Genomic DNA, 16,304 nt, shown 5'->3' on the forward strand with positions numbered 1-16,304 from the left:
CTCGCCCTCCGCGACGTGTCGGAGAGGTGAGTAGCCTCGCCGGGCCATTTGGTCACGCCATAGGCGTATCCGGCACAAGGCCCGGCGGCATGGCCTCACACCAGAGCGAAGCGGTTGAGTGCGCGCCGCAGGCCCTCGGCACCGTCGAAGACGTGACCCTCGAGGCCGGCCTTCACCGCCCCCGCGACGTTCCACGGCTTGTCGTCGGTGAAGAAGGCCTCCTCAGGGGCGACGCCGAACTCGGCGCACAGGCGCCGGTAGATCTCAGGATCGGGCTTCTTCGTGCCGAAGCGGGCCGACACGAACACCCGGTCGTCGACGAGGTGGCGCAGCCCCGGGAACAGGCGGTCGATCTCCTCGCCGGTGAGGAAGCCGTTGTTGGTAAGCACCGCGACGGTCGCCTTCTCCTTCACGCGGGCGAGCAGCGCCAGGCTGTCGGGGAACGGCACCATGCCGAGGCGGCGCGCCTCCACCCATTCGTCGCGCGTGATGGCATAGCCCAGGCGCTCGCCGAAACCGGAAAGATAGGTCTCGGCATCCATCGCCCCGGCGTCGGCCCGGTCCTCGAAGCCGCTCGCCCAGATATCCGTCAGGATCTCGTTGATGCTCCGCCCCGACAGGCGCGACAGCTCGGCGAGGCGCCGGTCGCGGTCGTAGTGGCACAGCACGTCGTCCATGTCGAAGATGGCGAGGCGGATGGGGGACGGCATGGCTCGGTCGGATCGTCGGGGGCTGCAGCTTCCGTCGCGCGTCGTCGCAGCGGCGATGCCGTTCTTGACATGAGTACCCGCCTGCCGCCACATCCCCCGCACGATCGTGACCGGTGTTTCGATGAGCGTTGCCGAAAAGCCACCCCTGAGCGTGTTGATCTGTGCCCCGCGCGGCTTCTGCGCGGGCGTCGTGCGCGCCATCGATGCCGTCGAGAAGGCGCTTGCGCTCTACGGACCGCCGGTCTACGTGCGCCACGAGATCGTCCACAATAAATACGTCGTGGAGAGCCTGCGCCGGAAGGGCGCCGTCTTCGTCGACGAGCTCGACGAGATCCCGCCGACGAGCGCGCCCGTCATCTTCTCGGCACACGGCGTGCCCAAGGCGGTGCCCGAGGATGCCGGGCGGCGCAATTTCTTCGCCATCGACGCCACCTGCCCCCTGGTCACCAAGGTGCACCGCGAGGCGGAGGTGCACTTTCGCCGCGGCCGCCATGTGGTGCTCGTCGGCCATGCCGGCCATCCGGAGGTCGTCGGCACCATGGGTCAGTTGCCCGAAGGTGCGATTTCCCTCGTCGAGACGGTGGCCGATGTGGCAGCCTTCACGGCCCCCGATGACGGCGGGCTCGCTTATGTGACGCAGACGACGCTGTCGGTCGACGACACGCGCGAGATCGTCGAGACGCTGAAGGCGCGCTTTCCCGCCATCGTCGGTCCACACAAGGAGGACATCTGCTATGCGACGACCAACCGCCAGGAGGCGGTCAAGCGCGTCGCCCCGCAGGTGGACGCGATGATCGTGGTGGGCTCGCCCAACTCGTCGAACTCGCAACGCCTGCGCGAGGTGGCGGAGCGGGCTGGCTGTCCGGCCGCACGCCTCGTGCTGCGCGCCGACGACATCGACTGGTCGATCTTCGGCAACATCCGCCGCCTCGGGCTGACTGCGGGCGCCTCTGCGCCGGAGGTGCTGGTGGAGGAGATCATCGACGCCTTCGCCGAACGCTATGCGGTCAGCGTCGAGACCGTCTCGACGGCGGACGAGAGCGTCTTCTTCCCCCTGCCGCGCGAATTGCGCGGGGAAGCGGCGGAGTAGGCGCGTGGCAGTCTATACCGAGGTTGCCGACGAGGAACTCGCCGCCTTCGTCGCCCGCTACGACATCGGCGCGGTGCTCGCCGTCAAGGGCATCGCCGAGGGGGTCGAGAACTCCAACTTCCTGCTGCACACCGAGCGCGGCTTCTACATCCTCACCCTCTACGAGAAGCGGGTGAAGGAGGAGGACCTGCCGTTCTTCATCGGTCTCATGCGCCATCTCGCCCAGCGCGGCATCACCTGCCCCCAGCCGGTTCTGAACCGGGAGAGGGAGGCGCTCGGCCGCCTCGCCGGGCGGCCCGCGGCCATCGTCACCTTCCTCGACGGCATGTGGGTGAAGCGCCCGACGGCCGGCCATTGCGACGGTGTCGGCGAGGCGCTGGCGCGCCTGCATCTGGCCGGCGCCGATTTCGCGATGCGGCGCGAGAATGCGCTGTCGCTGCCCGCCTGGCGGCCGCTATTCATGCAGGCGGACGGGCGAGCCGACACGGTCTCGCCCGGCCTTGCCGCGCGCACGCTTGCAGCCCTCGACGATCTGGAACGCACCTGGCCGGTAGGCCTGCCGGGCGGCGTCATCCATGCCGATCTGTTTCCGGACAACGTGTTCTTCATCGCCGGCCGGCTGTCCGGCCTCATCGACTTCTACTTCGCCTGCACGGACGCCTTCGCCTACGACCTCGCCATCTGCCTCAACGCCTGGTGCTTCGAGGCGGACGGCTCGTTCAACCTGACGAAGGGCCAGGCGATGCTCACGGCCTATGAGCGCGTGCGCCGGCTCGATGACGTCGAGGTCGCGGCGCTTCCCGTCTTGTGCCGGGGCGCCGCCCTGCGCTTCATGCTGACGCGGCTCGTCGACTGGCTCGACGTCCCCCCCGGGGCGCTGGTGAAGCCGAAGGACCCGCTCGAATACGACCGCAAGCTCTCGTTCCACCGCCGTGTCGCGAGCGCGGCCGAATACGGCCTCGCCCGATGACCAGGGACAGGGTGGCGATCTATACGGACGGTGCCTGCTCGGGCAACCCTGGCCCCGGCGGCTGGGGCGCGCTCCTCGTCTATCAGGGCAAAGAGAAGGAATTGTCGGGCGGCGAGCCCGAAACGACCAACAACCGCATGGAGCTGATGGCGGCCATCATGGCGCTCGAGGCCCTCAAGCGCCCCTGCGCGGTCGACCTCTTCACCGATTCGCAATATGTGCGCCACGGCATCACCCAGTGGATGCACGGCTGGAAGGCCCGCGGCTGGAAGACGGCCGACAGGAAGCCGGTGAAGAACGAGGATCTCTGGCGCCGTCTCGACACGGCCCGCCAGCGCCACGACGTCACCTGGCACTGGGTGCGGGGCCACGCCGGCCACCCGGAGAACGAGCGCGTCGATGCCCTCGCGCGCGCCGGCATGGCACCGTTCAAGGGGCTGGAGCCGGTCCGGCAGTAGGCACTGGCTTATCGGTGGGTCCCTGGGCCCGCATCCACGCGGCGCGCCGGTGGATCACGCGTTCATGCCCCCTGCCGGCTGCCCACCAGCGGCAGCCGACTGTCTTTCCGATTGGGCAAAAATTGCAGCCCCAAAACGACACATTGCACCATTAACCACGTTCAACCTCGCCTTTACCGATCGTCTGCATGATCCGGTTCGTCAGTAGCGTAACCGGTAAAGACGACATGGGTATTTCGCGTACCGGTGCCGTCGGCGCCGCGCCCCGGATCAAGGTCTCGCGTACCGGGGCGCCCGCGCCGTCGGGTCGGGTGAACAGGGCAGGCGTGCCCCTCGACCGGATCATCCTCGACGATTGTCTCGCCGGGCTGTACAGCCTGCCGGACGAGAGCGTCGACCTCGTCTTCGCGGATCCGCCCTACAACCTCCAGCTCGAGGGGGCGCTGACGCGTCCCGACAACAGCCTCGTCGATGCCGTTGACGACGACTGGGACAAGTTCGGGAGCTTCGCCGAATACGACGCCTTCACACGTGCCTGGCTCGCTCAGTGCCGGCGCGTGATGAAGAAAAACGCGACGCTTTTCGTCATCGGCTCCTACCACAACATCTTCCGCGTCGGCACGGCGCTGCAGGACATCGGCTTCTGGATCCTCAACGACGTCGTGTGGCGCAAGGCCAACCCGATGCCGAACTTCCGCGGCCGCCGCTTTACCAATGCGCACGAGACTCTGATCTGGGCGGCGCGCGGGCCCGAGGCAAAGAACTACACCTTCCACTACGAGGCTCTGAAGGCGGGCAACGAAGACACGCAGATGCGCTCGGACTGGTTCATCCCGCTGTGCACCGGCGAGGAGCGCCTGAAGGACGCCGACGGACGCAAGTTGCACCCGACGCAGAAGCCCGAGGCCCTGCTCGCGCGCGTGCTGCTCGCCGCTACCAACCCGGGCGACGTGGTGCTCGACCCCTTCTTCGGCTCCGGCACGACCGGGGCCGTGGCCAAGAAGCTCGGTCGCCATTTCATCGGCATCGAACGCGAGCCGGCCTATGCCGCCGCCGCCGAGGCACGGATCGCCGCGGCGCAGCCCGTCGATGCCGCGGCTTTTGCCACCGCCCCGGCCAAGCGCACCGAGCCGCGCGTGCCTTTCCTCGCAGCCGTCGAGGCCGGTCTCGTTGCGCCCGGCACCGTGCTGACGGATGCGCGGCGCCGCTGGCGGGCGACGGTGCGCGCCGATGGCACGCTGAGCGTCCCGCCGGCCGTCGGCTCCATCCACAAGATCGGCGCCCTCGTGCAGGGGCTGCCGTCCTGCAACGGCTGGACCTTCTGGCACGCCGAGCAGAACGGCGAACTCGTTGTCATCGACACCTTCCGCAGCGCGCTCAGGGCGGCCATGGCGGAGGCCGCCTGAGGCACCCGTTGCCGGGGCGGCGAGACGCCCGGCACATCCTGCCCGTTGACATTCCACCCCCCGCCGCGCACTCCCCGGCCTCATCGTTCGGCTGCCGCCAAGAAGAGGTCCAACAACAGGGTGTCCGGACGCCTGGCAGTAGGGCGGCAGCTGCAGCCGCCATCACAGGGAGGAGAATGGGAATGCTCGCTTTTCTCGACGACCTTCTGTGGGGGAAGGTTCTCGTCGTCGGCCTGATTGCCCTCGGCCTTGTCTTCAGCGTCGGCTCGCGCTTCGTGCAGTTCCGCTATTTCGGGCGCATGTTCGGCGTGCTCGGCGAGGCGGTGCGCCGGCAGCCGGGGCATCTCAGTTCCTTCCAGGCACTGATGCTGAGCGTTGCCGGGCGGGTCGGCGCTGGCAATATCGCGGGCGTGGCGGTGGCCATCACGCTCGGCGGGCCCGGCGCCATCTTCTGGATGTGGATCGTCGCGCTCATCGGCATGGCGACGAGCTATTTCGAGTGCACGCTCGCCCAGCTCTACAAACAGCCCGAGCCTGACGGCAGCTATCGCGGCGGGCCGGCCTTCTACATCGCCCGCGGCCTCCGGCAGCGCTGGCTCGCCATGGTCTTCTCGGTGCTGCTGCTCGTCACCTTCGGCTTCGGCTTCAACGCAGTGCAGTCCTACACGGTCGCCACCTCCCTGGCCGATTCGTTCGGCATCGCCCCGCACTGGACGGGGGCGGCGCTGACCGTGGTGCTCGGCATCATCATCTTCGGCGGCGTCAAGCGCATCGCCCAGGTAGCCGACGTGCTGGTGCCGGTGATGGCCGGCGGCTACATCCTGCTCGCGCTCTTCGTGGTCGTGACCCATCTCGGCGAAGTGCCTGCCGTCTTCGCGCTCATCGTCAAGAGCGCCTTCGGCCTCGAGCCAGCCATCGGCGGGGGCATGGGGGCGGCCATCCTCCTCGGCGTCAAGCGCGGCCTCTTCTCGAACGAGGCGGGGCTCGGCAGCGCGCCGAACGTTGCGGCCGTCGCCCATGTGCCGCACCCTGCCTCACAGGGCATCGTGCAGGCGTTCAGCGTCTTCATCGACACCATCGTCATCTGCAGCTGCACCGCTTTCATCATCCTCCTGTCGCCGGCTTTTGCGCCGGGCGGGGAGCCGGCGGGCGTTGCGCTCACCCAGCAGGCGGTGGCGGGTTTCGTCGGCGAATGGGGGCGGATCTACGTCAGCATCGCCCTGATGCTCTTCGTCTTCACCTCGATCATCTATAACTACTACCTCGGCGAGACGAGCATCGACTTCTTCTCCGGCAACGATATCACCGTCTTTACCGTCTTCCGCATCATGGTGATGGCGCTCGTCTTCTGGGGATCGGTGCAGGATCTCAGCACCGTCTTCGCCTTCGCCGACATCACCATGGGCCTGCTCGCCGTCGTCAACCTCGTCGCCGTCGCGCTCCTGTTCCGCACCGGCCTGCGCGTCATGCGGGACTACGACCGGCAGATTGCCGAGGGCATCGACAACCCCGTCTTCGATTCGAGCCGCTTCCCGGATCTCGACATCGACCGCGAGGTCTGGCCGGCGCGCGGCTGACGAGCCACGCCTTTGCCATCGTGGCGCTCCACGATAGCACTTCAACGAGCTTGCGGAGGTGGCCATGACGACGGAACGGCAGGGCAAGGCACGCATCATCCCCTTCCTGCGCTATCGCGATGCGCAGAAGGCTATCGGCTGGCTGTGCGAGGCCTTCGGCTTGGCCCGCCATGCGGTCTATGAGGATGAGGTCGGCAAGGTCGCCCATGCCGAGCTGTCCTACGACGGCGGCTTCATCATGCTCGGCGAGATGAAGGACGACGCCCTCGGCATGCGCACGCCGGCCGAGCTTGGCGCCGTCAACCAGGGCATCTATGTCGTCGTCGACGATGCCGACGCCCATTATGCCCGCGCGAAGGCAGCCGGCGCCGAGATCGTCCTCGACATCAAGGACCAGCCTTACGGCTCGCGCGAATACACGGCCCGCGACCTCGAGGGGAATCTGTGGAGCTTCGGCACCTACGCGCCGCAGGCGGAGTGACGGAAGACGCGGCGATGCCCTCACGGGCATCGGCTTCTTGCGCTGGTTCCCGGCTCTCGCCTGCGCTTCGCGCATGCGGGCCGGAAAACAAGGGCGTGCTTTGAGAGGAACCTCGTTCCCTAGAGGAACCTCGTTCCCCGAACGCATGGAGCGAAGCGGAAGGCGAGCCGGGGTCCATCGCGCGAAGCCGAGCCGAAGGCTCGCCTTATGTCCATCGCCACGCCACGTACTCCGCGCCGATGACGGCGCTCAGCCCCCCAGCGCCTTCTCCAGCACCTTGCGCATGACATTGGGCAGCGCCTCGCCGGCAAGATCGTGCCGGGGCACCCAGCGCCCGCCGGCGGGCGGCGCGGTATCGATGCCGAACGTCGCCGTGAAAACGGCGAGCTCCAGCGGGAAATGCGTGAAGACGTGCCGCACCGTGCCCGGTGCCCGGCGCCAGGGGCCCGCCAGCGGCGCGTCCCGCAGCGCCTCGCTGATTGCGTAATCGTGCCGCCAGTCGCTCACCGGCACTTCAGCCATGCCGCCGAGCAGGCCCTTCGGCGGCCGCGTGCGCAGGAGCACGCGGCCGTCCGCACGCAGCGCGACGAAGGCCGCGCCGCGGCGCAGCCGCCCGGTGGTTTTCGTCTCCTTGCGCGGGAAGGTCTCGGCCAACGCCGCGGCGCGGGCGCGACATGGCAAGGCGAGGGGGCAGAGGACGCAGGCCGGCTTCTTCGGCGTGCAGATGGTGGCGCCGAGGTCCATCAGCGCCTGGGCGAAGTCGCCCGGCCGGCGCTGCGGCACCATCGCCAGCGTCAGCTCCCGGATGAGCGGCTTGGCGCTGGGCAGCGGCTCCGTGACGGCGTGGAGGCGGCTCATGACGCGCTCGACATTGCCGTCGACGGCGACCGCGACCTTGCCGAAGGCGATCGCCGCGATCGCCCCGGCCGTATAGGCGCCGATGCCCGGCAGGGAAAGAAGCGCCTTCTCCTCGGCGGGAAAGCGCCCGCCGTGCACGGCGACGACCATCTTGGCGCAGGCATGCAGGTTGCGGGCGCGCGAATAATAGCCGAGGCCCGCCCAGGCCTGCATCACCGCCTCCTGCGGCGCCTGCGCCAGCGCCTCGACGGTTGGGAAGCGGGCAAGGAAGCGCTCATAATAGGGCTTCACGGCCGTCACTGTCGTCTGCTGCAGCATGATCTCCGACAGCCACACCCGGTAAGGGTCCGGCGTCTCGCCGGGCAGGGCCCGCCAGGGCAGGGCGCGCCGGTGGCGGTCGTACCACGCCAGCAGCGCGGCGGCGCTTTCGGTGCTGTCGGTCTTGGAGGGCGCGTCGAGGACGGATACCATGGCCCACTCATAACCGGCCGCCCGCGCGGCGCAAGCATCGGCATCAGATTCCATGGCGGCTCCCAAGCACCTGTCCGACCTCGTCGAGCGCTGCATTGCTCCGGCGCTTGCCGCGCAAGGCTTCGCCTCCTCGGACATCGTCCTCGCCTGGCCGGAGATCGTTGGCGAGCGCCTTGCCCGCTTCACCGAGCCGATGCGGCTCGAATGGCCGCGCCGCCACCGTCACATGGCGCCCGACGAGCGCTCCGAGCCGGCGACGCTGGTGGTGCGCGTCGCCTCGAGCTTCGCGCTCGACCTGCAGCACATGGCCCCCGTCGTGGTCGAGCGTGTCAACGCTCATTTCGGCTGGCGCTGCGTCGGCCGCCTCGCCCTGCGCCAAGGGCCGATCGCGCGTCCGGCGCCGCGCCAGCCCGCGCCGGCCGTCGACGAGGCGACTCGGGCGAGCGTCGCCCGCGATATCGGCGACGTCGCGGACGACAAGCTGCGCGCGGCGCTGGAGCGGCTCGGCTGCGCCGTCCTGTCGCAGGGGCGGGACACAAAGGCGTGAAAGCCGGGCGGCCACGTATCTCTTGCCACATTCGCCGCCGTCCTTATGGTGTCGCGACCTTTCGGCCGGGCATCTTCGCCGGCGCGTTCATTCGGGAGACTGACGAGATGACGACCAGGCGTCGTGTGATCCTGAACCTGGCGGCTGGCGCCGTTGTCACCGCCCTCGGCGGGCTGGTCGCCCTGCCGGCACTCGCCCAGTCCTTCAGCCCGAGCGACCTCGACGTCGCCGGTCCGCTCGGCGATGTCACCCTCGGCAAGGCGGACGCGCCGGTCACCATCATCGAATATGCGTCGGTGACCTGCTCGCACTGCGCCACCTTCCATGCCAACACCTTCCCGACCCTGAAGGCGAAATACATTGATACGGGCAAGGTGCGCTTCATCCTGCGCGAGTTCCCGCTCGATCCGCTGGCCACCGCCGGCTTCATGCTGGCCCGCTGCGCCGGCAACGACAAATACTACCCCGTCACCGACATGCTGTTCGACAAGCAGCAGGTGTGGGCCTTCTCCGACAAGCCGCTCGACGCGCTGCTGCAGCTCATGAAGCAGGCGGGTTTCACACAGGAAAGTTTCGAGGCCTGCTTGAAGGACCAGAAGGTCTATGATGCCGTGAACGCGGTGAAGAACCGCGGGGTCGAGACCTTTGGCGTCAACGCCACGCCGACCTTCTTCATCAATGGCCAGAAGCAGTCGGGGGCGCTGACTGTTGAGGAACTCGACAAGATCCTCACGCCTCTTGTTGGCGGCTGATCGGGCCGCGCCGGCCGCGCGCCTGCGCGCCACCGGCCTACACGTTTCCGCAGGTTCCCCCCCATGAAGCTCACGCGCCTCAGGATCGTGGGCTTCAAGTCCTTCGTCGAGCCGGCCGACTTCCATATCGAGCCGGGGCTGACGGGCGTCGTCGGCCCGAACGGCTGCGGCAAGTCGAACCTCGTCGAGGCCCTGCGTTGGGTGATGGGCGAGAGTTCGCACAAGTCCATGCGCGCCTCGGGCATGGATGACGTCATCTTCGCCGGCTCCGGCAACCGGCCGGCGCGCAACAGCGCCGAGGTCACGCTTACCATCGACAATGGCGAGCGCATCGCGCCGGCCGCCTTCAATGACGCGGATACGCTCGAGGTGTCGCGCAAGATCGTGCGCGAGTCGGGATCGACCTATCGCATCAACGGCCGCGAGGTGCGTGCCCGTGACGTGCAGCTCCTCTTTGCCGATGCGGCAACCGGCGCCCGTTCGCCGGCCATGGTGCGCCAGGGCCAGATCGGTGAGCTGATCGCGGCCAAGCCCCAGGCGCGCCGCCGCATTCTCGAGGATGCCGCTGGCATCGCCGGCCTGCACACCCGGCGCCACGAGGCCGAGTTGCGCTTGCGCGCGGCGGAGGACAACCTGCAGCGTCTCGAGGACGTGCTTGGCGAGATCGGTGGGCAGATCGACGGCCTGCGCCGCCAGGGCCGGCAGGCGCAGCGCTATCGCGCGCTCTCGGCCGACATCCGCAAGCTCGAGGCGATGCTGGCGCTGATCGCCTATCGCGAGGCGCGTGACCAGGCGGCCGCCGCCGAGCGGGAGCTGGAGGCTCAGGTGCGCGACGTCGCCGAGGCGACGCGCGTGCAGGCCGAGACGGCGCGGCTCCAGGCCATCGCCGGGCACGAGATGCCGAAGCTGCGCGAGGCTGCCGCCGCGGCGGGCGCCGCGCTGCAGCGTCTCGTCAACGCCCGCACCGAGCTCGACAACGAGGAGCGCCGGGCCAGGGACCGCGCCGCCGAACTGGTGCGCCGCAAGGCCGAGCTCGACCGTGACCTTGCGCGCGAGACGGCGCTCGCCGCCGATGCCGCCGCCTCCGCCGAGCGCCTCGGCGAGGAGGATGCGGCCCTCGCCGCGGAGGGCGAGGACGGTGCCGTCCTCGTCGAGGAGGCGCAGGCCGCGCTCGTCGATCTCGATAGCGACCTCGTCGAGGCCGAGGCGGCGCTCGCTGCCCTGCAGCAGCAGGTGTCGGACCTCAACGCCCATCGTGCCGGCCTCGAACGGGCCGAGCGCGAGGAAGCCGCCCGGGCCGAGCGCCTGGCCGGCGAGCGCCGGCGTATCGAGGCCGAGCGCGCCGCGCTCGACACCGAGGGCACCGAGCCGGAGGCGATCGCCCGTCTCGCCGAGGAGCTCGCGATCGCCGAGGAGCGGCTGGAGGAGACGGAAATCGCCGCCGCCGAGGCGCGCGAGACCCTGGCCGCCGCGCGCGAGGCCGAGGCCCGCCTGCGCGGTCCCGCGAGCGAGGCAGGCCGCCAGGCCGACCGGCTGGAGGCGGAGGCGGCGACGCTCGCCAAGCTCTTCGCCGCGCCCGCCGAAGGCACCTTTGCCCCGGTTGTCGATGCGCTCGCCGTCGACAAGGGGTTCGAGGCGGCGCTCGGCGCCGCGCTCGGCGACGACCTCGACCTGTCGACGGATCCGGCCGCACCCTCCCGCTGGACGAGCCTTGTTGCTGCCCCGGACGATCCGGCCCTGCCGGCGGGGACGCGGCCCCTTGCAATGTATGTGCGGGGCGTGCCCGAGCTTGCGCGGCGCCTGTCCCAGATTGGTCTCGTCGCGGAAGCGGATGGCGAGCGCCTCAGCCGGGAGCTGAAGCCGGGCCAGACGCTCGTCTCGTCCGACGGCGCGGTCTGGCGCTGGGACGGCCTCGTCGCCGAAGCCGGTGCGCCAACCGCAGCCGCGCGCCGCCTCGCCGAGCGCAACCGGCTCAACGACCTTGTCGCCGCCGCCGCTGCGGCGCGCGAGGAGGCGGAGGCGCACCGCGCCGGGCTCGACCGCGCCCAGGCGGCGATTCGCGAGGCGGCCCAGCGCGAGGGAGATGCGCTCGAAGCGGCGCGCAGTGCACGGCGCGCTCTCGATGGCGCGCGCGAGCAGCTCGCCGCCGCCGAGCGCCGGGCGGCACAGGTTGCGACCCGCCGCTCCGCCCTCGACGAGGCGCTGAGCCGCATCGTCGCCGACGAGGAGGAGGCGCGCCGCCGGATCGCGGAGGCGCGGGAGGCCTTGGCGCGTAGCGGCGATGTCGCTGCGGTCGAGAAGGACGTGCTGGAGGCGCGCACCCGGGTCGCCGAGCGGCGCAGCGCCGCCGCCGAGGCCCGCGCCGCCGCCCAGACGCTGCAGCGCGAGGCCGAGCTGCGTGCCCGCCGGCGCGAGGCCATCGCCGCCGAGGTCCGGGCCTGGAAGGAGCGGCGCACGCGCGCGCTGTCCGCCATCGGCGAGATCGAGCACCGGATCGCGGAGACGGTGATCGAGCAGGCTACACTGGCGGAGGCGCCCGAAGATTTCGAGTTGCGCCGCCGCGCGCTCGTGGCCGAGATCGAGGCGGCGGAGGAGCGCCGGCGCGAGGCGGGCGATCAGCTGGCCGAGGGCGAGACGAAGCTCGCCGAGGCCGACAGGGCGGCCCGGGCGGCGCTGGAACAGCTGTCGGCGGTGCGCGAGGCGCGGGCCGGAACGGAAGCGCGGCTCGAGGCGGCGCGGGCGCGCCTGGCCGATGTCGTGCGTCACATTGGCGAGGCCCTCGATTCGACTCCCGCGGGGCTGCACGAGCTAGCGGGCGTCGTCGCCGATGCCGCCCTGCCGCCGGCCGGTGACGTCGAAGGGCGCGTCGCCCAGCTCAAGGCCGACCGGGAGCGGCTCGGTGCCGTCAACCTGCGTGCCGACATCGAGCTCGAGGAGGCGGAAGGCAAGCGCGAGGCGCTCGTCAAGGAACGCGACGACCTGACCGAGGCCATCCGCCGCCTGCGCCAGGCCATTGCCAGCCTCAACAAGGAGGGGCGGGAGCGCCTGCTTGCCGCTTTCGACGTGGTCAACGGCCATTTCCAGCGCCTGTTCACGACGCTGTTCGGCGGCGGTTCGGCCGAATTGTCACTTGTCGATTCCGACGATCCGCTGGAGGCCGGGCTCGAGATCTTCGCACGCCCCCCCGGCAAGAAGCCGCAGGTGATGACGCTGCTTTCGGGCGGCGAGCAGGCCCTCACCGCGACGGCGCTCATCTTCGCCGTCTTCCTCACCAATCCCTCGCCCATCTGCGTGCTCGACGAGGTCGATGCCCCGCTCGACGACGCCAATGTCGAGCGCTACTGCGATCTCCTGCAGGATATGGTGCGTCAGACGCAGACGCGCTTCCTCGTCATCACTCACAATCCCATCACCATGGCGCGCATGAACCGGCTCTTCGGCGTGACCATGGCCGAGCGCGGCGTCTCGCAGCTCGTGTCCGTCGATCTTGCGGCCGCCGAGCAAATTCTGGAGGCGGTTTGACCCGGCAATTGGCGCGCCGATTGTTCATGAGTGGTGGCAAATGGCCGTCTGGATCGGAATTTTCCTTGAATATCAAATAATTGATTGTTTCTGCCGCATTCTTGACAGGGGTGGGGCACGACAATATGGTGCGCCCGGCTTCCAGGCCGGATTTTCGGTGCACTTTCAACCGCACGGGAGGATCGCGTGGCGAAACCCGACGAGCGGAAGGATGGTGCCGGAAAGCCGGCCGACGGTGGACCGGCCGATCTTTCGGCAAGGCTCAGGCATCTGGATGAAGGGCTCCGGCGCGTTGCCGCCCATCAGCCGAAGGATGTGGAGCCTGCGTCGGGGTCGATGTCGAACCAGAGCGCACTCGGGCAGGCCTTCCGCCTGTCCGCCGAGTTCGTGTCGGGCGTGATCGCCGGCGGACTGCTCGGTTGGATCATCGATCGTCTGGCCGGCACGGCACCGTGGGGTCTGATTGTCTGCCTCCTGCTCGGCTTCTGCGCCGGCATGCTCAATCTGGCGCGCGCCTCCGGCGCGTTCCCCGGATGGGGCGGGAAGAGCGGACAGAAGTGACGTTTCCAAGGCCCGTCGGCGTCCGCCGCCGGGCGATCCGCGCAGGGACAGAAGGTCGGCGATGGCTGCGAACCCGATCGAGCAGTTCGAGATCAAGAATCTCATCCCCCTCGGCAATATCGGCGGGCAGGAGATCGCCTTCACGAACTCGGCGCTCTTCATGGTCGGCGCGGTGGCGCTGATTACGCTCGGCTTCACGGCCGCGACGGCGGGCCGCTCGCTGGTGCCGGGCCGTGCCCAAGCGGCGGCCGAGATGCTCTACGAGTTTGTCGCCAACACGCTGCGGCAATCGGCGGGCGAGAAGGGGATGAAGTTCTTTCCCTTCGTTTTCTCGCTCTTCATGTTCGTGCTGACCTGCAACATGCTTGGCATGATCCCGGGCTTCTTCACGGTGACGAGCCATGTCATTGTCACCTTTGCCCTGGCGATCCTCGTCATCGGCACCGTGATCGTCTACGGTTTCGTCAAGCACGGCACCCACTTCCTCGGGCTCTTCGTGCCCTCGGGCGTGCCTGCTTGGCTGCTGCCATTCATGGTGGTGATCGAGCTCATCTCCTTCCTGTCGCGCCCTATCTCGCTGTCGCTGCGTCTGTTCGCGAACATGCTCGCCGGCCACGTGGCGCTCAAGGTCTTCGCCGGGTTCATCGTCGCCCTCGGTGGTCTGGCCGCCAGCGGCGGCATGACGGGCGTTCTCGGCGTTGCGGGGGCGGCGCTGCCGCTCGCGATGGCGGTGGCGCTCACGGCTTTCGAGTTCCTCGTCGCCTTCCTGCAGGCCTATGTCTTCACGATCCTGACCTGCATCTACCTTCACGACGCGTTGCACCCGGGGCACTGACAGGGCGCGTCGGTAGTCTTGAAACCAGCCTCATACGAACCTCAGGAGACCTTGTGATGGATCCCGTTGCTGCGAAGTACATCGGCGCTGGCCTCGCCTGCCTTGGCATGGGGCTTGCCGCCATGGGCGTGGGTAACATTTTCGGCAACTACCTGTCGGGCGCCCTGCGCAACCCGTCGGCCGCCGATTCGCAGTTCGGCCGCACCTTCATCGGTGCCGCTCTCGCCGAAGGTCTCGGCATCTTCGCGCTCGTCGTCGCGCTGGTCCTGCTCTTCGTCGCGTAACGCGGCTGAGCCGACCTGCCGATCAACGGGTTGGAAGGGCGCCTCGTGCGCCCTTCGCTTGAGAGACTGAACCGCCATGGCTCAACCGATCACCGCGCATGCCGAAGTGCCAGGCATCGAGGGCGAAGGTGCGAACTTCCCGCCTTTCGACGTCAATACCTTCGGCTCACAGCTCCTCTGGCTGGCGATCACCTTCGCCGTCCTCTATCTGCTGATGTCGCGGGTGATCGTGCCGCGGCTCTCCGGCATCCTGGAGGATCGCCGCAGCCGGATCGCCGGTGACCTCAGGATCGCCGCTGAATCGAAGGCTCGAGCCGAGGAGGCCGGCGAGGCCTACGAGAAGGCGTTGGCAGAGGCGCGCGGCCGGGCCCAGGCTTTGGCGCAGGAGACGCGCGACAAGCTCGCGGCCGAGACGGCGGAAAAGCGCGCTGCGCTGGAGGCGGAGCTGGCGCGCAACCTGGCCGATGCCGAGGCCCGCATCACTGCGGGCAAGGAGAAGGCCATGGGCAATGTCGAGGCCATCGCCAGCGATGCCGCGGCGGCTATCGTCGAGCGCCTGACGGGTCAGGCCCCGGCGAGGGACGCGGTGGCAACGGCCGTCGGCAAGGCCATGGCGCAGTGAGGGCGGTCTGATGCTCCAAAACACCACCTTCTGGGTCGCCGTCGCCTTCGTCATCTTCTTCGCGATCGTGTTGCGCGCCGGCGCACACAAGATCGCCGGCAAGGCGCTCGACGAGCGGGGCCACCGTATCAAGGCCGAGCTCGAGGAAGCGGCTCGCCTGCGCGGCGAGGCCGAGGCCCTGCTCAAGGAGTACGAGGCCAAGCGTCAGGCGGCCGAAGCCGAGGCGGCGGCTATCGTGACGAGCGCCCGTGAGGAAGCGGAACGCGTGGCCAAGGAGGCGCATGAGCGGGTCGCCGAGTTCGTCGCCCGCCGCACCGCCGCCGCGGAGGCCAAGATCGCCCAGGCCGAGGCCCAGGCTGCTGCCGAAGTCCGTGCCGCTGCGGCCGACGCTGCCGTCAAGGCGGCCGAGCAGATCCTGCGCGATACGGTCAAGGGCAAGCTGGCCGAAGACATCTTCGCCAAGGGGCTCGGTGAGGTGAAGGGCAAACTCAACTGAGCCCTCGGGACGGATCAACGATCGAGCGGCCGCCTTCGGGCGGCCGTTCCTTTTGGGGCCATGCTCTGATCGATGCAGCTATGGGAAGAAACGTCACGCGGGATAGGGCATGCCTTGATCGCGCCGCCGCCCTGTGGATTGATGGCCCCTCCATCGCTCGGGAGACGGTCATGGCACGCACGGCTCGCCGCATCGCGGTACTGCTCGTCACGGGCACAACCTTCGCCGCGGGGCTCTCGGCTGCCGCCACTGCCGACGAGCGCATGCAGCTGCCCCCGCCGTCACGTGGGGATTCGGTCGGCCATTGCGCCGTCCACGGCCCGGGCTTCGTGCAGATCGCCGGTACGAGCACCTGCGTGCGCCTCGGCGGGCGGGTGCGAGCCGAGGGGGTCACTCGCAACGGGGCGAGCGGCACCATGACCGGCGGGCGCGCCACGCTCGACGTGCGCGTGCCGACCGGTCTCGGCCCCATGCGTGGCTATGTCAGCGGCACGGTGAACGGGAACTGAGCCCGCGATTTCACTCCCCCCTTGCGGGGAGGGGTAGGGGTGGGGGCGCAGCATGCAGGAGGCCGTGTTCTGCGTCACGACCCTGCCCCCTCGCCCCTCCCCGCAAGGGGGAGGGGAGAAGACGCCCGGCTCAGGGGCGAGGTGACAGGCCGCCG

General features: G+C 69.2%; 17 protein-coding genes. 15 read left to right on the top strand and 2 right to left on the bottom strand.

Going from position 1 to position 16,304, the window contains the following annotated elements:
- Nucleotides 1-95: 95 nt before the first annotated feature.
- Nucleotides 96-710: an HAD family hydrolase gene (locus tag BOQ54_RS05670; protein ID WP_063189504.1), complete on the bottom strand. Its 615-nt coding sequence runs from the start codon at nucleotides 708-710 to the stop codon at nucleotides 96-98.
- 121 nt (nucleotides 711-831) lie between these two features.
- Here BOQ54_RS05670 and ispH point away from each other — a divergent pair, with 121 nt between their 5' ends.
- The 6 genes from ispH (at nucleotide 832) to BOQ54_RS05700 (ending at nucleotide 6,692) form a co-directional block, all read left to right on the top strand.
- On the top strand, nucleotides 832-1,800 hold the full coding sequence (gene ispH / locus BOQ54_RS05675; protein WP_055459266.1) for a 4-hydroxy-3-methylbut-2-enyl diphosphate reductase: 969 nt from the start codon (nucleotides 832-834) through the stop codon (nucleotides 1,798-1,800).
- 4 nt (nucleotides 1,801-1,804) lie between these two features.
- Nucleotides 1,805-2,770 (top strand): homoserine kinase, encoded by a 966-nt coding sequence (locus tag BOQ54_RS05680; protein WP_071923492.1) that lies wholly within the window; start codon nucleotides 1,805-1,807, stop codon nucleotides 2,768-2,770.
- The gene (gene rnhA, locus BOQ54_RS05685) at nucleotides 2,767-3,228 is read left to right on the top strand and encodes a ribonuclease HI (RefSeq protein ID WP_055459264.1); all 462 of its coding nucleotides are present in this window, start codon (nucleotides 2,767-2,769) and stop codon (nucleotides 3,226-3,228) included. The genes BOQ54_RS05680 and rnhA overlap by 4 nt, the downstream gene beginning before the upstream one ends.
- Before the next feature lie 227 nt (nucleotides 3,229-3,455).
- The gene (locus BOQ54_RS05690) at nucleotides 3,456-4,634 is read left to right on the top strand and encodes a site-specific DNA-methyltransferase (protein WP_071923493.1); all 1,179 of its coding nucleotides are present in this window, start codon (nucleotides 3,456-3,458) and stop codon (nucleotides 4,632-4,634) included.
- A gap of 182 nt (nucleotides 4,635-4,816) precedes the next feature.
- A complete protein-coding gene (locus BOQ54_RS05695) occupies nucleotides 4,817-6,211 on the top strand; it encodes an alanine/glycine:cation symporter family protein (protein ID WP_055459262.1) in 1,395 nt (464 codons plus the stop codon).
- Between the two features lie 64 nt (nucleotides 6,212-6,275).
- Nucleotides 6,276-6,692: a VOC family protein gene (locus BOQ54_RS05700; RefSeq protein ID WP_055459261.1), complete on the top strand. Its 417-nt coding sequence runs from the start codon at nucleotides 6,276-6,278 to the stop codon at nucleotides 6,690-6,692.
- 249 nt (nucleotides 6,693-6,941) lie between these two features.
- Here the strand turns inward: BOQ54_RS05700 and mutY are convergent, their stop codons facing one another.
- Nucleotides 6,942-8,021, bottom strand: a complete 1,080-nt coding sequence (mutY, locus tag BOQ54_RS05705) for an A/G-specific adenine glycosylase (protein WP_071924405.1) — start codon at nucleotides 8,019-8,021, stop codon at nucleotides 6,942-6,944.
- Between the two features lie 52 nt (nucleotides 8,022-8,073).
- Between mutY and BOQ54_RS05710 the strand changes: the two genes are divergently transcribed.
- The 9 genes from BOQ54_RS05710 to BOQ54_RS05750 all read left to right on the top strand — a co-directional run bounded on the left by BOQ54_RS05710 (nucleotide 8,074) and on the right by BOQ54_RS05750 (nucleotide 16,149).
- Nucleotides 8,074-8,568: a DUF721 domain-containing protein gene (locus BOQ54_RS05710; protein ID WP_063189512.1), complete on the top strand. Its 495-nt coding sequence runs from the start codon at nucleotides 8,074-8,076 to the stop codon at nucleotides 8,566-8,568.
- 107 nt (nucleotides 8,569-8,675) lie between these two features.
- Nucleotides 8,676-9,320 carry a DsbA family protein gene (locus BOQ54_RS05715; protein ID WP_055459258.1) on the top strand — a complete coding sequence of 215 codons (645 nt, stop codon included), beginning with the start codon at nucleotides 8,676-8,678 and terminating at the stop codon, nucleotides 9,318-9,320.
- Nucleotides 9,321-9,383: 63 nt separating this feature from the next.
- A complete protein-coding gene (locus tag BOQ54_RS05720) occupies nucleotides 9,384-12,842 on the top strand; it encodes a chromosome segregation SMC family protein (RefSeq protein ID WP_071923494.1) in 3,459 nt (1,152 codons plus the stop codon).
- 186 nt (nucleotides 12,843-13,028) lie between these two features.
- Entirely contained in the window at nucleotides 13,029-13,403 is a 375-nt protein-coding gene (locus BOQ54_RS05725; protein ID WP_055459256.1) for an AtpZ/AtpI family protein, read from the top strand.
- A gap of 61 nt (nucleotides 13,404-13,464) precedes the next feature.
- The gene (locus BOQ54_RS05730) at nucleotides 13,465-14,238 is read left to right on the top strand and encodes a F0F1 ATP synthase subunit A (RefSeq protein ID WP_055459255.1); all 774 of its coding nucleotides are present in this window, start codon (nucleotides 13,465-13,467) and stop codon (nucleotides 14,236-14,238) included.
- A gap of 56 nt (nucleotides 14,239-14,294) precedes the next feature.
- Nucleotides 14,295-14,522 (top strand): F0F1 ATP synthase subunit C, encoded by a 228-nt coding sequence (locus BOQ54_RS05735; protein WP_019403690.1) that lies wholly within the window; start codon nucleotides 14,295-14,297, stop codon nucleotides 14,520-14,522.
- A 76-nt stretch (nucleotides 14,523-14,598) separates the two neighbouring features.
- Nucleotides 14,599-15,144, top strand: a complete 546-nt coding sequence (locus BOQ54_RS05740) for an ATP synthase subunit B (protein ID WP_055459254.1) — start codon at nucleotides 14,599-14,601, stop codon at nucleotides 15,142-15,144.
- Nucleotides 15,145-15,154: 10 nt separating this feature from the next.
- Nucleotides 15,155-15,640: an ATP F0F1 synthase subunit B gene (locus BOQ54_RS05745; protein ID WP_055459253.1), complete on the top strand. Its 486-nt coding sequence runs from the start codon at nucleotides 15,155-15,157 to the stop codon at nucleotides 15,638-15,640.
- A 170-nt stretch (nucleotides 15,641-15,810) separates the two neighbouring features.
- The gene (locus tag BOQ54_RS05750) at nucleotides 15,811-16,149 is read left to right on the top strand and encodes a porin (protein WP_055459252.1); all 339 of its coding nucleotides are present in this window, start codon (nucleotides 15,811-15,813) and stop codon (nucleotides 16,147-16,149) included.
- Nucleotides 16,150-16,304: the final 155 nt, after the last annotated feature.

The sequence above is a fragment of the Chelatococcus daeguensis genome (assembly GCF_001887265.1).
Taxonomy (GTDB): Bacteria; Pseudomonadota; Alphaproteobacteria; order Rhizobiales; family Beijerinckiaceae; genus Chelatococcus_A; species Chelatococcus_A sambhunathii.

Excerpts from the sequence above, each read along its gene's own strand:
- rnhA (WP_055459264.1), top strand. The coding sequence starts at position 2,767 with ATGACCAGGGACAGGGTGGCGATCTATACGGACGGTGCCTGCTCGGGC.
- BOQ54_RS05740 (WP_055459254.1), top strand. The coding sequence starts at position 14,599 with ATGGCTCAACCGATCACCGCGCATGCCGAAGTGCCAGGCATCGAGGGC.
- BOQ54_RS05720 (WP_071923494.1), top strand. The coding sequence starts at position 9,384 with ATGAAGCTCACGCGCCTCAGGATCGTGGGCTTCAAGTCCTTCGTCGAG.
- BOQ54_RS05750 (WP_055459252.1), top strand. The coding sequence starts at position 15,811 with ATGGCACGCACGGCTCGCCGCATCGCGGTACTGCTCGTCACGGGCACA.
- ispH (WP_055459266.1), top strand. The coding sequence starts at position 832 with ATGAGCGTTGCCGAAAAGCCACCCCTGAGCGTGTTGATCTGTGCCCCG.
- mutY (WP_071924405.1), bottom strand. The coding sequence starts at position 8,021 with ATGGTATCCGTCCTCGACGCGCCCTCCAAGACCGACAGCACCGAAAGC.
- BOQ54_RS05690 (WP_071923493.1), top strand. The coding sequence starts at position 3,456 with ATGGGTATTTCGCGTACCGGTGCCGTCGGCGCCGCGCCCCGGATCAAG.
- BOQ54_RS05710 (WP_063189512.1), top strand. The coding sequence starts at position 8,074 with ATGGCGGCTCCCAAGCACCTGTCCGACCTCGTCGAGCGCTGCATTGCT.
- BOQ54_RS05735 (WP_019403690.1), top strand. The coding sequence starts at position 14,295 with ATGGATCCCGTTGCTGCGAAGTACATCGGCGCTGGCCTCGCCTGCCTT.
- BOQ54_RS05700 (WP_055459261.1), top strand. The coding sequence starts at position 6,276 with ATGACGACGGAACGGCAGGGCAAGGCACGCATCATCCCCTTCCTGCGC.
- BOQ54_RS05745 (WP_055459253.1), top strand. The coding sequence starts at position 15,155 with ATGCTCCAAAACACCACCTTCTGGGTCGCCGTCGCCTTCGTCATCTTC.
- BOQ54_RS05670 (WP_063189504.1), bottom strand. The coding sequence starts at position 710 with ATGCCGTCCCCCATCCGCCTCGCCATCTTCGACATGGACGACGTGCTG.
- BOQ54_RS05715 (WP_055459258.1), top strand. The coding sequence starts at position 8,676 with ATGACGACCAGGCGTCGTGTGATCCTGAACCTGGCGGCTGGCGCCGTT.
- BOQ54_RS05730 (WP_055459255.1), top strand. The coding sequence starts at position 13,465 with ATGGCTGCGAACCCGATCGAGCAGTTCGAGATCAAGAATCTCATCCCC.
- BOQ54_RS05695 (WP_055459262.1), top strand. The coding sequence starts at position 4,817 with ATGCTCGCTTTTCTCGACGACCTTCTGTGGGGGAAGGTTCTCGTCGTC.